Raw genomic sequence first — 16,089 nt, 5'->3', positions numbered from 1 at the left:
CACCCACCGCACGAAAACAGTGCCAAGCGCCTGCTCGGACTGGCACAGAACATGAGGATCCATGAGCGACCACGACACGACCGCCGACCAGCCCCTCCACATCAACGGCGCCATTGCCCTAGTGACGGACGAGCGCGACGAATTGGTTCGCCTGTGCGTTCAGACTCTCGCCGAACTGCTGGGCAGCGAGCCCGACACCGACGACGACGGCGACATTGTCGTGCCGGTTCACGGGTTTGTCGTTTACGTGACGGTCGCGGATGACGGCCCCCAGATCAACGTCTGGTCCTCGGTCCTCACGGGTCTCGGTAATCCCGCCCATGCTGCAACCCAGCTGATCGAACTCGCACAGGAATGGCCGCGCCTGCGCTTCGCCTTCAGTGGCGACCACCTGCTGGTCTCGACGATGCTTGATGCGGACCCCTTCGCCCCGCAGCATCTCCTCAACCTGGTCGACGAGGTTCACGCCTTCACTCACGAGCTCGACGACGATTTTGCAGAGTCCTTCGGCGGCACCCTCGACTGCGACGAAGATGACGACAGTTACGCCGGCGAATGCAACACCGGTGGCTGCGGCGACGATTGTGACTGCGATTGCGGCGATGACGCCGACGGTGAGCCTGGCATCACGGCAGTCGCCTCGACGCCCGGCAGTAGCTAGCGGCCCACGATTTATATTGCGCGCGTGCATCTCTCCAACTAAGCGATGCACGCGCGCGGGCGGTTTCGCCAGCGCCGGGACCGAACCGACATAGGCCGCCCTATCCGCGACAGGTCCTGCGAGCACAGCGCGAGCAACGTCAGCCAGCGGACTGAAACTTCTTGTAGCTCAGTGCAAGCAACTCCGGGTCGGGGCGTTCAGATCTGAGCGCTGGAATCACCATCAACTTCTGACCGTGACGCTCCTTCAACCCGTGCTCCAACATCGGACCATCGATCTCTTCGAGAAGATCCTGCCTGATCTCGACGACGAGATCAGGACTGATCCCCAGAATATGAACATCGAATGCAGCGTGGTGGATCTTGCACATTGCCAAGCCATTTCGCACCGAAGCTACTCCAGCTTCATCGGAATCGGGCACAATATGCGCCGCATCAAGCAATGAGCTGTGACCTAAAGAGCAGACAGCGCACCGCGTTTCGTAGGCCCGCATCACTGTAGCTCGGAATACCGGCTGGTGCAGCCGTCGCTTGGTTTCTGCGATTAGGTAACGACGAAGATGAGATTCGATCGGAGAATCCGTCACGTGGAGATCACGAGCAAATTCGGTGGCAACGACAAACTGATGGAGACCCACCTCTTCGTCAACCAAGTAGACCGGGAAGACCGGCTGAAACTGCCCAGGTCCCACACCGAAGAACCAGATCAGCGGCACTTTCTGCTCCATTGCCGCACGCAGCCCGCGGTTGTCCTGGTGATCCGGGTCCACACCGCTCCACTTGTACCGAAGAAATCCGTCAGCTCCGACCGCATCCTCATATGGTCGGTCAGCGCCTTCACGACGATAAACCGTGCTGATCGAAAGAGCCGACGAGAGCTGACGTGGTTTGCGGATACCTCGTTGGGGATCCATCAGTCTGAACATTTCGCCGTCGATGGTGAAGTCGAGCATCTCTTGCTTGCTAATGGAGTTGAGACCGTCGTTGGTTCGCACTGTAAGAAACTGCATTGCTTCGCGCCGCAGACGCGTATCAAAATCCTCAGCACCGTGCGCGATACTCACAATGTCAGTCACCCAGGCGTCCTATCCCCCACATGTTCATGCACACGCACTGGCGTTCACGTTATCGGAGGTAACGACCTCGATCCCGGCGCCACGCCGGCCACCTCGAGCGATATGTCGGTGAGACGTGCCAGGATCGCCCACATGCATATCGAGGACGACGGATTCGAGACGCCAGAGGCGTGCGTTCAATGGTGCCAGACACGGACTTACGATCTGCATGTACTCGACGATGGAGCCCGAGTGGATCTGGACTGGTGGAATGCCCACCTAAGAGAGGCCAAGCACGAGATCCAGCTATACGGCCGAGACGACGACGGCAAGGTTGTCACGTCTGGTCTGGCTACCGTGCAGCGCAACGACCTTCGACCCGGCAGTGAGCTCTTTACCGCGGACCATGCTGGACTCGGATTGCTATTTCTGTGCGCGGCTTGGCAAAGTGCTCACCGCAGTCGCCGATTCAAACGCAGATTCCCTGACGTATTCAGCACGCAGGTCGCTGAGGGTGACGATCCTTTGAAGACGATCAAGACTGTCCTCGATTACTGCATCAAGACCCGCACCATGCCGAATATCCACCGTGACACGTGGTCGGGGTGGCCAATGACACCAGGCGTTGGGGTCTCTCTCCTGTCGGCATTCATGTGGGCTGCTGAAGTCTCAGTGGAGGGCGGCCGCGCACAATTGATCGACCAATTCGGTGTCTCGACCCTGATACACGAAGGTTGGCTGGAAGATCCATCCGTCAGCAGTTTTACGTTGCGTCGCTATCACCGCTACAACCAGTTGGTCACCTCATGGGCAACCAAAACCCGGACAAACCCAGAGCTGATTGAGATGTGGCTTGTCAAGCGCTGGACTGCTCGCGTTGCCGAAGCTCGTCACGGCGAACGTGCAATGCCCACCTTGTTCTGAAGTACGCGAGTCGCAACACCTGAGATGGCAGCGAATGGTCGAGCTGTCGAAGATTTTAGTTCCAAGAGCTCCGGAGTATCGCCGCCTTTGAATTCGAGATGGTATCGATATCGAAGTCCACAAGGTTGCGAGTGACCGCGCCTGGCAGTGCGTCCCGCGAACATGATCAGTCCTCGTCTACCTTAACGCCGTAACCGACTGCCATTGCACCAAGATCATGGTCGTAACCCTGACCAACGGCGCGCAGACGCCAGACATCTCCGCGGCGATAGATCTCGGTAAGCACCATGGTGCGTTCGACTGTCCCGAGATCGAGTACAAACGTCGCAAATGTTCCGTCGGGGCCGTCGATGCTGACAGTGACTGCTCCCAGGTCGCCGAAGGTCTTTTCATCGTCGACAGCAGCTGCGATCACAACCCGCCGGCATTCGGCAGGTAACGCATCGAGATCTGTCCGGATACTTTGCTCGCTGTCCCCGTCAACGGAAAGCTCAACTGCGCCATCTTCGTCCGCGACGTTGTTGTAGAAAATGAAGTCTTGATCGGAGTCGACCTTGTCCGTGTCATCAAGAAGGAAGGCGACCACGTCTACATCGAATTCTCCGCCGACGTTCTCCGCCCGCCACGCAACATTGACCGACCACGCCGACCGAGCTGCGGGAAGATCGATAGCCTCGCCACGAATCAAAATAGGTGCAGACAAACGTGATTCAAGCTTCATGTGCTCCGGAACCACACCGGAAACCAACGCCTCGTTGACATCGGACTCGGCTATCTGTGGGAGCCCTCGTTCGGTAACCCTAGCCATCCGCTTGTCAGACTGGCCTCCGTCGAGCATCAAGACGTCAGTAACCGCAGTGGTCAGATTGAGTGATGGCCTGGCACCTAATTGAACAAGACGTGACCGCATAATCACACCGTCGAGATGACTGCCACCAAGAATCAGGACCCGACGGCCATTCCACGCCTTCGCTTTTCGGTTCGGATCTGGTGAGGCAGCTGCAATTGGCGACCGGACAACAGGGGCTGGCCCATCCAGCGACTGCACCGGCACAACGATTTCCGGGACCAGTGTCACTACGATCGGAGCGCTATCTGTCTTGAGCACACCCGGCAATGCTCGCGCCAACAGTTCGTCAAGCTGTTGCTCCGAGATGACGGGGATACCGTTGGCGCCGGCCTTACGCACCTTCCCGCTTTGCGACGCGGGGTTCTCACACACCACAACACTCGTCTGTCGACTAACTCCGTTCATCACGTCGAACCCTGCCTCGGTGAGGCGGGCTGCCAACGCAATTCGAGGAGTACGTGTGGATCCGCTGATAACAACTTTCATCCCCTGGACCAGGCCGTGCGCAAGATCCAGGCGCCCAGGATTGGCAAACGACGACGGCATCCGCTTGATCTGTTGTGGGTAGACAGTGACACGACGGTCATTGCAACCGACCACAGGCAGCGGAAGCTGAAGTGATTCTGCGAGTGTTGCGCTCCGCCCGAAGACATCGACAAGCACCCGTGCGTCGTCATACGCATCATGCGCGTTGAACTGTTCGATCTTCCAGTACTCTGCCAAGGTTTCGAGGCGATGGTTCGGTACATCCAGCTCCAATCGACGCGCCAGAGCAAGCGTGCACAGACGCTGATCGACCGGGGCTCCGGAGCCGACACGCTGGAACTCTGCGTCGAGGAAGCCATAATCGAACGACGCATTGTGCGCCACCATGGTTCGACCGGACAACAACTCAGCGAACTCGTCGGCGATGTCCTCAAATCGTGGGGCGCCAGCCAAACGATCAGGCGTCAGGTTGTGGATGTGGACGGGTCCCGGATCGCACCCCGGATTGAGCAGCGTCGAGAACTGCTGTTCAACAGTGCCATCTTCTCGAAGAACCAATGCAGCGATGCTGAGCACGCGATGCGACGCTGCCCGCAGGCCTGACGTCTCGACATCGACAACCACCCAGCGGTGATCACCCGGCAGCCGGTAGCTCTCTGCTTGGCGAAGCGTGCTGGTCATTGAAATACCTCCATCAGACAACAGTGAAAACAGACGAGCCAGTTGCACATCAGGTCCCTGACCTACCGGAACGCACTGCCCTTCGAGGTCAGTGCCTTCACTCGCTCGACGGTCCAGACTGCAAGCACATCCACTTTGCGCTTGCGGCCCGTCTCCTTGTGGGTATCCATTTCCTGTTCCGCGATGATGTCCTTGATCCCGTCGGCATCGAGGGACGAAAGACGCTCCAAGAGAGCCTCTTCCCCATCGAGCTTGAAGACCTCGAACGGGTCGAAAGCCCCCGGCTCCCGTTTCACCTTCGGGGCAGCAGCACGACGACGCGGCGCCGGCGCAGCAGCAGGCAACGCAACCGTCGCTCCATCCGATGGAACCGCAAAAGCCTCTTCGATTGCCTTCGCAAAACGCGGAGTGCGGGCGGCTTCCTCCGCCACGACCTGAACGAGCTTGGCCAGTAACACCGATGCTGAGGCGTTGGTTGCTCCCAGTTTCAGGAGCGCTGCACCGGTTTCCTGCACCTGCACCCGACGACGCGCTTCATCGATACCCGCACTCATAGCTTCGCCTGCGCTTCCGTGAGAATGTTCTGCGTAATTGCACGCATCTGATCGAACTGACCTGCGTTGCCGTACTTCACTTTCAAGGTGCCGTACGGGTGAAACTCAGCTGACGCGGCAATCTGATTCGACTCCGCGAGATACTCCGGCAGGACGTGTGGGACGTTGGGGTCGCGTCGGAGATTCCTGACGGTGGTCCGGTGCACGGCGGAATTGGACTTGTACTTGGTGATCACCAACCCCAACTCGAAGAGCTCACGGCCGATCTCCTTGCCGAACTTGGCGATGTGCGTCTGGATCTGCGGAATGCCGTAAGTGGAAAGCACATCCGGGATCGTGGGAATGACATAGCCGTCGGCCATCGCCAACCCGTTGAGCGTGATCGGGCCCAGATTGGGTGGGCAGTCGATCAAGACGTAGTCGTAGTAATCCATCACGGGAGCCACGGCATCGCGTAACAACTCAACCGGCTTGGTGGAACTGCGGTCAGCCACCCGAAGGGCACTGATCTCCTCCTGCAGCTCGATCAAGTCCAGCGACGAGGGCAGCAGATCTACGCCAGTCACGTGTTTGACCGGCGAGACCGACTTCTGAATTGTCCCCTGCAGATCGAAGTTCGACGTACCTTCAACCGCGTCACGGAAGATGGTCGCGCTGGTGAGCCCCTTCTTGTTCAGCTCGAGCCAGTGATCCTCACTGATCATCATGGTGGTGAGATTGATCTGGGCATCCAGGTCGATCAGCAACACACGCTGGCCGAATTCGAGCGACATGAACTCCGCCAACCCCGCCGTGATCGTCGTCTTACCGACGCCACCCTTGAGATTGATTGTCGCAATGGTCTTTGCCATCAGAATCCGTCCCTGTCCTTCACCGCTACACACCTAGCTTGCATCGACTATCGCACCTGTCCCTGATTGTTTGACCCGAAAACCGATCCGCCCCAACGGTTCCGCAGCTTGCGGCAGGGCGTACGAAAACAGCGTCGCGAAGTCACGCGAATCCACCGGACCAGCCTGTGCCCGCTTCAACTGACGTGGACCCGGATCATTGGCAAAAACCAGAATCAACGCGCCGCGAGTCTTACGGTGCAGTGCCCCGGCCAGGGGCCCACCGTTCTTCTTCGGGCTGCCGGCAATGTGCTCGATGGCATCACGCTCGCGAACGGCGGTACCGGTGAAACCTGTTCGATACTCACGCTCTTGACGCTTGCGATTGACGATCGGAAGTTTCTCGTGCCAGCCCTTGATCTCGATGGGCTCGCGTGTCTTCGGTTGTGGCAGAAGAACGGCAAAATCCTCGAGCAACCCGGATTCGATTGCCGCCGAGAGTGCTTCACGGTGCGGCCCGAAGTTCCAGCCCGTCGCCCACTCGAATTGATCGACTGCATCCAGAACAACGGGAGCGGGGACGATTCCGTACCGTGCGGTGAAGGACCGCACAACATCGTCCTTGTCCACAAAGTTGAAGGTCCCGGAATCGCCGAGCGACTTCAACACCGGACCGACGGCAGCAAAATGTCGGGCATTGATCGAGCCGTCACCGCGCGGCGGCTGCATCGTGAAACTGAAACTCTCGCCGCCCATACCGCGATAAGCCAGCTCGGCGTTGAACATCTTGTTCCGCGCAGTGGGCTTGAGCCACGGAAGCTGCTGGAACACCATTGGCGGCACATCGCGCGGGGTGACCCACGGTTCGCCATTCTCGTTCACACCGCTGAACCTGGTGAGCTCACGCCGGAACTCTTCCTCGTCCCGCACGATGGCCTCGAACGCCTTGTACATGTCGTACTCGGCACCGGCTGGCCCGCCGACCGTACGACCGATGAACAGCCGCACCAGGTCTCGGTAGCCTGGACGAAAACCGAACCATCGACCCATCTGCATCAGCGTGTCGGCTTGGCCGGTTCTGCGGGTGTAGTACGTGATGGTGAGTCCCTCGACCGTGAAGCCTCGACTCAGCTTCGTACCGCCGACGAGAATCTTCCAGACGCTGCGTTCCTGGAAGTCGAGGGAATCCTGCTTGTAGTCCTTCTCGGCCGCACCATTGACCACGATAACGGGGCTGGTTCCCTCGGAAATCTTGTCGTAGGCAGCGCCGATGAATTCCTCCAACTCGGCAAACGAACCAGGATTTTCCAGTTCACTGCCCCGAGCCGCACTCACCACTGCGAAGTCTTCGGCCCAGAGCTTGTCCAGCCGGGAAAGACTTTTGGCCTGGCTGTATCCGGCCGATTGCCACAGGGCCTTGAAGTCGTCGGCTACGGCGTCATGCTCGGCCTGCTTCACCGATTCGTGCACCAGCATCGTGTGATGCCGATACGACTTGGCGCCCTTTGATTCCCGGAATAGTTTGATTGCCCCGGTCAGGACAAACGAGTCGAGCGCTCGCAACTGCTCGGCTGAGCGATCCTCGTCGCACTCGGCTCGAAGATCCCGTACGTATGCCTTCTCGTTCGAATTGGCCGGCGTCTTGTCATCGTCATCCACATCGTCGAGATCGTGAAAGTCCGCACCACCCATGTACGGGCCGGGCCGCTCGAGGCTGACGATGAAGTCCGAAGGGAAGACGTTGACACTGTCTTCCGGATCGACAAACACATTGGCGAAGGGTGTTGCGGTGTAACCGATGTATTGAGCCCGCTTGAGAAGACCGAGGATCTCGGCAATCTGACCGTTGATCGCAGTCCGCTCGATCTGCTCGGTTTCCATTTTCTTCGGATCGATCGTGTTCACCGACGCCTGATCGGCCTCGTCGTCGATGATCAGAGCCGGGATCTGCTCGAGTTCGGTGGGGACTTTCTTCAGATCCGCGACCAGCTTCTTGAGACTGGAGACGTTCTTCTTGACAACAGCGATCCGAATATTGCTGGGGTACAGATTCTTCGGATCATTGAGCGGAAGTGAGTGATCGACGGTCTCGAAGTGCAACGCGCTCAAGCCCGCAAGCAGGCTCTTGTAATCGAACGTCGACGTGGTGAGTCGACGGATTGCCGGAATCTCGTTTGTCTTGTTGGGATCGATTTCGTGCTCGAGAAAGTTCCCCGCGCGCCAATCTTCGTCATTGGTGTAGTCGTCGTCGACGCCGGCGCTGATGTTCTGACGGCCGACCAGTTCCATGTCGAGACGTCGCTGAGTCTGGCTCCGCAGAATCTCGATCGTGCCGGTCAAGACGATGACCAATCGGTAGCCGGCGTCGATCGCCTTGGCCACTACTCCACTGAAATTCGCCGTTTTTCCACTCTGGACGTACCCGACCACCAGCCCCTTGGACTGATACGGCTCCGGCCGGGTTGGGTCGGCGAGCCGGTGAACGACCTCAGTGGTGGCTACATCCAGTTTGCCGATCGTCGCGTCGTCCCAATTCTTGTCCGCCAGAACACGCTTGTACGCACGCCAGTAGAAGTCATGCTCGCGTCGTCGCTCGGCGGTGTACCAGGGATCCCACGGCTGCTGAGCCGCAATGACCACTGGTCCACCGTCGCGGGGAAACCTCGCACTGAGGTCGTCGTGCACCTGAGCGGGCAGTCCGAGCAATTCGTAGATCAGAGTTCGACGCTCGTCGCTCTGCGCGGCGGTGGCTCCTACCCACGTTTCGACGCTCTCGGCATCCCACTGACGCAATCGTGACCGCAGAGCGGTACGCACGGCAACAGCGCTGTCGTCCAGGAAGACGTCAACGATGTCGGCGATGGTCAACCCGTCGGGAAAGCTGGCCCGCAACCGCGCATTGACCGGGTACAGAACGTTTTCAGGTGGAAACCCGTCGCCCAGTTCGCGTGCCACGGCACGGAAGACTTCCTCGCTCACTGCGCTACCTGCTCTCGATGTGCCGCCATTGCAGAGATCAGGACTTCCTGCCACGCCTGCATCTTTTCCTTCTGCCGCGCGCTGATCCTGACACCCTCGAACATTTCACCGACCAGCAGATAGATGAGCGACTTCAGCACCGGTGCGTCCGTGTTGTCGAGACTTCGGCGCCCTAGCAGGTCGCGCCGAAAACGCGCATTGATCCACAAGGTGCGGGTTTTGAGATCTACTTCGAAGAATTGATCCCGTGCCAATGCTCGCCATCCAATGGCAACAGGGTCGGCGCCAACAGTGAATTCGAATGCGTCGCTGAAAGAATCGAGCACATCCTCGGGAAGACCGGAAGAAGGTTCTACGACGCTGATGGGCCGGGGCTGATGGCTGCGCGCTGCGCGGACGGAGTTTTCGGCGTCATCGAGATAGGAACGGAAGTTCGCCGTTCCATCGGCGAATACTCCGCCGTCGATGGCAGCCGTTGCAGTGGCGTCAAGAGTGACTCCCGACTTTTCGGGGTTGATCGTGATGTGCTGCAACACATTGTCGTCGAGGTCGATCGAGACGCGGGCCAATCCGTAATCGGGACGACCGCGAACAATCCCGTTCCAGCCACCGATCTGCAAGAGTCGGTCATGTCGATAGAAGTACAAACCTTGCTGATCCCTGCCTGGTGCACCGTGCAGCCGAAACTCCGGCGCATTGCTCCGCGCCGGCCAGATGTGGGCGTGAGCAACTGGAGTCGATCCGTTGATCGACACAGTCAGTTGTCGAGGGTAATTCGGCGAACCAGTGCGCGGATAGGCAAACGGATCAACTGCGCCAACCGAGCGCAACGCCCCTGCCCGCCCAGCCGCGACATCGAAGACATCTACAGTCAACGCAACTCGGCCGGATTCGATCAATCGATGAAACACCACACCGAGGTGGCTGCGCACATCGTTGATGGTTTGCTCGAGCCAACTGGTCTGCTCGTCCGCGTTCGCAGACATCAGAAAGGTTGTGATCCCGCGCCATTCGACGATAGTGCCGGCCTCGAACGGAAAACGAGGTGTGACGGCGTCGAAGAAAGCAACTGCCTCCCCCTCGTCGATTACCGAAACCGCCTGGCGTCCCTGCCCAGAGTCGATCTCACGGCCCTGGGTGGAGTTACCCGAGCGCCTCGACCACACCCGCAGCACTCTCGCCTGACTCAACGATGCGGCCTTCATACCAACGCCGAAATGACCCAAATCTGCTGCGCCGTAATCGCGTCGGCGCCCGTATGTCATCGCTGCATCGATGGTGACGGCATCCATTCCACAGCCGTCGTCGATCAGCAGCATCGAGACGATTCGAGTCCCGTCCTGCACAAAGCGAATCAACACGTGCGCAGCACCGGCGTCGAGGCTGTTGTCCACCAGGTCGGCGAGGGCCGTGGTGATGGTGTGGTGCAATCCCACTGCACCGGCGAGGGATTCGTCAGCCGTCAGCGCCTGGGTTCCGACGATCGAGACTTCGGAGATGTCAGGCATCGCCGATCTCCGAATCCGCCGATACGTCGGAGTGGACCCAGGCCGCTTCCAACAAATCGAGGATTGTGTCCTCACCTCGATCTTCATAGGCTCGCAGCAGCTTTCGCGGCCGATCTTCCCCGGGAAGACTCACCGCCTCGGCAAGAATACGCACGACGTGCCGATCAGCGGTGCGCAACGGTTCGCGGTTTCCGATTTCGGCAAGTGCCTGCCGCAACGGATCGACATCGGCATGCACAACAACCGGACGCACCACCCGGAACGTCCCGTCCTGCCACAATTCGAGCAAGATGTCCTCGCCCACAACAGCAGACAACTCACGCAGGAACCGGCGGATCGTGCCGAAGGTCGGCTGAGCACCACTCCACCGAACAGCCTGCACACCAAGATGACTCTCGAGCTCCACGCTCTCGCCGCGCGCACAACCAGCTGCGACCGCCAGGCCGGCGGGCACCGCAAAGCTCGAACCTCGCAAGTGCTCGGCCGTGACCGCCGTACGGTATCGCCAGACATTGCCGGAGCGGTACAGGCGACGCGTCTGCTCCGGCGGTTTAGCGGTATCCCGTGTGCGCTTACGTCGCACAATGCCGTCGCCGTCGACGTTGAACTCGCTCTGCTCCGGAACAGGCTCTTCCACAATGGAATCCGCACTACCCCACGCCTGAAGGTGCCATAAACCGGCGTCGAGGACGGCGCGATCATCCGATTCGAGGGCCCGCTCGATCGACCGTTCGGTGCGATCCGTCTTCAGCAGCGCAGCCAACTCGGGAACGGTCTTCGGCGTCCCTAGTGCCTCCAGCGCACCAACTGCCAGGTCGGAGATTCGACGCGCCCTCGTCAACGCGGACCCGGAAACAACGGTGATTCCGCACCAGGTGAGCCATTTCTCGAGTTCGCCGGCAGACATCGACACCGTATCGGCAACGTCGCCGAGAGCAACTACGCCGTTGGGTGATTCGAAGTCCTCGAGCAATGTCTGCGTACGCTTCTTTGCTGCCGCAACGCCGGGCGCGGCGGCCCAACCATCGGTGACCTCGAAGTAGTCGTCGATTCGATCGAGAACCAACCACAGTGGAACGCCATACCCGGGCACTTCGGCAGCAATGCTCGGATGCAGCTCCAGAAGGCGCTCGAGCAACGCGACCGGCTGAATCTCGACCCGCAAGCTGGCAAGCAGATTTCCGACGGCAGTTCCGAACCCGCAGGCGTCGTTGATCTTGGCTTTCACCTCAGCCTCGATCTGCCCTACCCGTCCCGAACCCACACCAAGCTTCGCGCCAACCGCTCCGCGTCGCTGCGGCACCGGCGCCACAATGCGCTCCCGCAACACTATCGACTCGCGTTCGTCGAGTTGCGAGAAAAGGTTGTCGATCTCGTCCATCGCGTCGGTACGATCCGTGGCAGGTAGATCGTTGGGTGTCAACGCAGAAATCCGGGCAGCCAGCTCCTGGATGGGTTCCGGCGACTCGTCATCGATCTCGACAGTGACGAGCGGGCGCGCATCCTGTCCGCGGACCCGTCGCCACATCGCCAGCTGCTCGAGATCGTCGAGCAAGGCCGTGATCGCGGGCGGGGCGGCTCCGTCGTCCGGCGTCTCGATGCGCGAGCGCGGATCTGTCATCACCGCACACACCAGCAAGCTCAGAACCACATCGTGAACTGTCTGCTCGCTGGTGCCGCGAACACCAAAAATCTCAGCGGTGGCGTGAGTCAGCAGGTCACCGACGTTCCCTTGTGAGGCCAAACGGGCCAGCGACGTCACAGCCCGTGTATCGAGCGCGAGGGCACTGATCGGCACAGTCGGATCGAGGAGCGGGAAACTCTCCTTCAGAACCGCCGACGAGTGGTGGGAAATGTACAGCGACGCCAACTCGGACAGCAGTTTTTCGAGATCGACCTCGAGAACGGTGAACGACGGCGACTCACTGAACCACCAGTCCGGGGACGGTGCCAACGGTTCGAGCAAGGCGGCACGGTCAGACACGTAGTCGTCCAGCCACGGGAGAATATCGACCCAGAGCGTGTCCGACAGTTCTGTCGCGGGTAGCGAGTTCACACCCAACGTCAACGCACTACTCCCACTCACAGAACTTTCATTGCAGTGTAAAACCGACCACGATGTCGGTAATAAGCTACTGCAGGCTGTGACTCGTCGCAGCGTCGGACCTGACTACGCTCACCTGCTCAGTCGACTGCGGTGAAACCCTTCGCCCGATCCTCGTCGCCGACGCTCCACAGGTTGGTCGACACTTCCGCTTTCACGAGGGGAATCACTTCTTCGGCAAAACGGCGCAACGTATCCTTCTGCTGCTCGAAGTCGAGGACGTGATTGACGGATACGGATTGGAAGTCGTGACCGTAACTCTCGTAGTAGTCCAGGATCTTCTCGGCGACGCGCTCCGAGGAGCCCACCAAAGCGGGGCCACGGTCGACGGCTTCCTCGATGGTCCGGAAGCTCGTGGACTTACCGACCGCTTTGGGGTCGTGCTTACGCTTGTCAGCCTGCGCGACAGCACCCTCGTAGATGGGACGGAATTCCTCGACGGCTTGTTCGGTCGTGTCAGCGAGGAACAGCCCACCCGAGCCGGAGCCGACGTACGCACGGGAGGGATCGTGGCCGTGAGCGAGATACTGCTCTCGATAGTGGTCGATGAGCACCTTGTAGTTCTCGCGGGGCTGGAGCGCATTGGCCGTAACGATGGGATCTCCCCACTTCGCTGCAAGTTCCACTGCCTCGAAGGAGGTCGCGGACCCGTGCCAGATGCGGAAAGGCCCGTCGTACGGACGCGGTAGCGTCGTTGCGTCCTCGAGGGAGGGCCGGTGGGTACCCACCCACTTGACGTTTTCCTCGCTGATCAGCAGTTTGAGGAGTTCGTAGTTCTCGGTCAGGTATTCGTACTGCTTGGAGATATCGAGTCCGAGCAGCGGGTACTGCAGCACCTCGTTTCCCTTGCCGATCACGATTTCGAGGCGCCCGCGGCTGAGCTGGTCGATGGTTCCGAAGTCCTCGGCCACCCGAATCGGGTCCAGCAAAGACAGGACGGTGACGCCTGTCGAGAGCAGAATTCGATCTGTGGCCTGCGCAATTGCACCCAAGATAACCGTCGGCGCAGAGGACAGCACCGGGCCGGCGTGACGCTCCCCCACCGAGAAGGAGTCGATGCCCAGCTCTTCGGCGAGAACGGCGAGTTCGACCACGCGATTGAGTCGGTCAGAGGGTGCTACTTCCTCTCCGGTCACTGGATGGGGTGGGTTGAAGATGATGTCCAGAACCTGAAAACGCATGACCCGTCTTTCTCGAGACCGCCGCACGGCGCCTGTCCCTCGACACGCTAGTTCGCTTGCCTCCAGCGAACCGCCGTGGCAGCGCAACCCTCAAGCCGGAAGAACAACGAAACATGCACTGCTTCAACAGTTCTCCACAAACGCCGACAAGTAGGAAGGTTAAACTCTCGCCGATCCGAAATGCACTCCGACGGTCACACATTCCCGCCAGGTAGGACCTGCGTCACGGGCTAATCGAGCGCACGGTAAACATGAAGGACATAGAAACAGATTCCTTAATCGGTAAACGAGGTACTACAGATGAACGGTGCAGCTGCCATCGGCGATGGCATATTCCAGATTCCGGTGCCCATCACCGACAACCCACTCGGTGCAACGCTGGTGTACGCGATGGAGTCCCCGAACGGCCTGATCCTGGTTGATGCGGGTTGGGACGACGACAACGGCTGGCAGGGCCTCAATGCCGGGTTGGCGGAGATCGGTCATTCGGTCACCGATATCGAAGGCGTTGTTGTGACCCATTTCCATCCGGATCACACCGGGTTGTGTGGTCGCGTGCGTGAGGCGTCGGGTGCCTGGATCGCGATGCATGAGGACGATCACGACCTGTTCAACAAGATGGCCAGCAGCAAGGGCGAAGAGTGGATGGCCTACCAGCTGTCCAATATGGCCAAGGCCGGAGCCCCTGAGGCCGATCGCGAAGCATTCCGGCAGGCAGCCGACGGAAACCCACCGACGAGCGCGGACTCCGCTCCCGACAGGATCCTCTCGGACAACGAGATCATCAGCCTCACCGGCCGCGGACTCCGCGTTGTCTACACACCAGGCCATACCCCCGGGCATGTCTGCTTCTATCTCGACGACGCAAACGTCATGTTCACCGGCGACCACGTCCTGCAGAAGACAACGCCGCACGTCGGCAACTTCACGTACCCCCTCGAGGAACGCGACGCCCTGGCCGATTTCTTCGCGTCTCTACGACGCGTCCAGACCATGGACATCACGCGTGGACTCGGCGCACACGGCATCCCCATCGACAGCGTGGGTGGCCGCGCGGGTGAGCTGATCGAGCACCACGAGGAGCGCCTGGATCACCTACTCGAGGCATTCGGCGATCAGAAGCTGACGGTGTGGGATGTTGCGGCACATATGAAGTGGTACAAGCCGTGGTCGGATATCTCTCCGCTGGGCAAGACCATGGCACTGTCCGAGGGTGCCGCACATTTACGTCATCTGGTTGCGCGCGAGCAGGTTACGCAGGTTTCCGATACGGAACCGGCGTTGTTCGCCCGTACGTACTGAAATGACCGGTCAGGGCCGACAGCACAGCCGGCCCTGACCAGTGTCTCGATAGCCGAGCCCTGTCGGCACCCCCTGCAATACTTCGCAGATGATTACGCGCAGCGCAGGTCAGCACGTATTTATCGCTCTCGGTACACCCTGGCTCGACGCCGTGGTGGCATTTCTCGAACCCAAGGCCAAAGTCGATCCGTGGAGCTTTCACGGCGATATGGCGGCCGGCGACGTCCTGATCACCGTCTTGGACGCCGATCCCCGAACTGTCCTTTGCGCGGAAACCCTGACAGCGCCGTTCGCCGACGGCATGGCTCGCCTGGAAGTGAGCGAAAACTACGACACTTTCTCTCGACTTCCGCTGGTTCCGGACATCGAAAAGGCAATGTCAATCCAATTCCCCAGCGAGACAGGTCAAATCGACGACGCACTCGGTGACCGCATCCTGTGGGCGCTCCACTCCGCCGTCGGTCTCGATTCCTTCGAAATCGACACCACGGACCCAACGTCAACCGCTGCGCACGCCCGCACCCTACTCGGCAGCTACGGCTCATGCACCGCTTGTGATGCGCCGCTACGTTTGAATAAGTTCACAGCCGGGGATTCGATGCATTTTCACTCGGCGCCGCGCAGCTTCAGACAATTCGAGCCCGGAGACGACTGTCCGGCCGTTCTGTGCCGAAAATGCGCGGGCAGAATTGCGTCATCCGCTTACACGAACCTTGTCGAATACATGGTCTCGACACACCCGCCATGCCCGCAGTGCCGGGCTCGCTGGACCTCGCGCTGTTCCCCGGGAATGCCGGCCTACCTCCACAACGAAAGACCCTGGATCTCGGTCACCGGTTGCGTCGTAGGCCCGAACACTCCCCAATGGAGTTGCCTTAAGTGCCACCACTCGTGGGGAAAGATGTTCGAGCTGCCCCCTGAACTCGACGAGCGCGTTTGGTGACCGCACAATCGGCCACCAAACGCGCTTCGTTG

General features: G+C 59.9%; 12 protein-coding genes. 4 read left to right on the top strand and 8 right to left on the bottom strand.

Features of this window, described 5'->3' with window-relative positions; translation table 11 throughout:
* Positions 1-61: 61 nt before the first annotated feature.
* Positions 62-661 carry a hypothetical protein gene (locus C7T36_RS16400; protein ID WP_045071451.1) on the top strand — a complete coding sequence of 200 codons (600 nt, stop codon included), beginning with the start codon at positions 62-64 and terminating at the stop codon, positions 659-661.
* A gap of 139 nt (positions 662-800) precedes the next feature.
* On the opposite strand, the gene C7T36_RS16395 is transcribed toward C7T36_RS16400, so the two are convergent.
* On the bottom strand, positions 801-1,736 hold the full coding sequence (locus tag C7T36_RS16395) for an HNH endonuclease (protein WP_239654824.1): 936 nt from the start codon (positions 1,734-1,736) through the stop codon (positions 801-803).
* Between the two features lie 132 nt (positions 1,737-1,868).
* Between C7T36_RS16395 and C7T36_RS16390 the strand changes: the two genes are divergently transcribed.
* Positions 1,869-2,639: a hypothetical protein gene (locus C7T36_RS16390; protein ID WP_045071453.1), complete on the top strand. Its 771-nt coding sequence runs from the start codon at positions 1,869-1,871 to the stop codon at positions 2,637-2,639.
* Positions 2,640-2,805: 166 nt separating this feature from the next.
* On the opposite strand, the gene C7T36_RS16385 is transcribed toward C7T36_RS16390, so the two are convergent.
* From C7T36_RS16385 to C7T36_RS16355, 7 genes are all read right to left on the bottom strand, one after another.
* Positions 2,806-4,656, bottom strand: a complete 1,851-nt coding sequence (locus C7T36_RS16385) for a TerD family protein (RefSeq protein WP_045071456.1) — start codon at positions 4,654-4,656, stop codon at positions 2,806-2,808.
* A 62-nt stretch (positions 4,657-4,718) separates the two neighbouring features.
* Positions 4,719-5,210 (bottom strand): hypothetical protein, encoded by a 492-nt coding sequence (locus tag C7T36_RS16380; RefSeq protein ID WP_045071457.1) that lies wholly within the window; start codon positions 5,208-5,210, stop codon positions 4,719-4,721.
* Positions 5,207-6,061, bottom strand: coding sequence for a ParA family protein (locus C7T36_RS16375; protein ID WP_045071458.1), 855 nt, complete (start codon positions 6,059-6,061; stop codon positions 5,207-5,209). Before C7T36_RS16375 ends, C7T36_RS16380 begins: the two co-directional genes overlap by 4 nt.
* Before the next feature lie 33 nt (positions 6,062-6,094).
* Positions 6,095-9,019: a Z1 domain-containing protein gene (locus C7T36_RS16370; RefSeq protein ID WP_045071459.1), complete on the bottom strand. Its 2,925-nt coding sequence runs from the start codon at positions 9,017-9,019 to the stop codon at positions 6,095-6,097.
* Positions 9,016-10,527: an ATP-binding protein gene (locus tag C7T36_RS16365; protein WP_045071461.1), complete on the bottom strand. Its 1,512-nt coding sequence runs from the start codon at positions 10,525-10,527 to the stop codon at positions 9,016-9,018. Before C7T36_RS16365 ends, C7T36_RS16370 begins: the two co-directional genes overlap by 4 nt.
* The gene (locus tag C7T36_RS16360; RefSeq protein WP_239654825.1) at positions 10,520-12,613 is read right to left on the bottom strand and encodes a hypothetical protein; all 2,094 of its coding nucleotides are present in this window, start codon (positions 12,611-12,613) and stop codon (positions 10,520-10,522) included. The genes C7T36_RS16365 and C7T36_RS16360 overlap by 8 nt, the downstream gene beginning before the upstream one ends.
* A gap of 98 nt (positions 12,614-12,711) precedes the next feature.
* A complete protein-coding gene (locus C7T36_RS16355) occupies positions 12,712-13,812 on the bottom strand; it encodes an LLM class flavin-dependent oxidoreductase (protein ID WP_033236008.1) in 1,101 nt (366 codons plus the stop codon).
* 300 nt (positions 13,813-14,112) lie between these two features.
* On the opposite strand from C7T36_RS16355, the gene C7T36_RS16350 reads away from it, so the two are divergent.
* Both C7T36_RS16350 and C7T36_RS16345 read left to right on the top strand, forming a co-directional pair.
* Positions 14,113-15,114, top strand: coding sequence for an MBL fold metallo-hydrolase (locus C7T36_RS16350; RefSeq protein ID WP_033236007.1), 1,002 nt, complete (start codon positions 14,113-14,115; stop codon positions 15,112-15,114).
* Between the two features lie 88 nt (positions 15,115-15,202).
* On the top strand, positions 15,203-16,057 hold the full coding sequence (locus C7T36_RS16345) for a hypothetical protein (protein ID WP_045071464.1): 855 nt from the start codon (positions 15,203-15,205) through the stop codon (positions 16,055-16,057).
* Positions 16,058-16,089: the final 32 nt, after the last annotated feature.

The sequence above is a fragment of the Rhodococcus sp. AD45-ID genome (genome assembly GCF_003023755.1).
Taxonomy (GTDB): domain Bacteria; phylum Actinomycetota; class Actinomycetes; order Mycobacteriales; family Mycobacteriaceae; genus Rhodococcus_F; species Rhodococcus_F globerula.
This window is presented reverse-complemented; position numbering and strand designations above follow the sequence as displayed.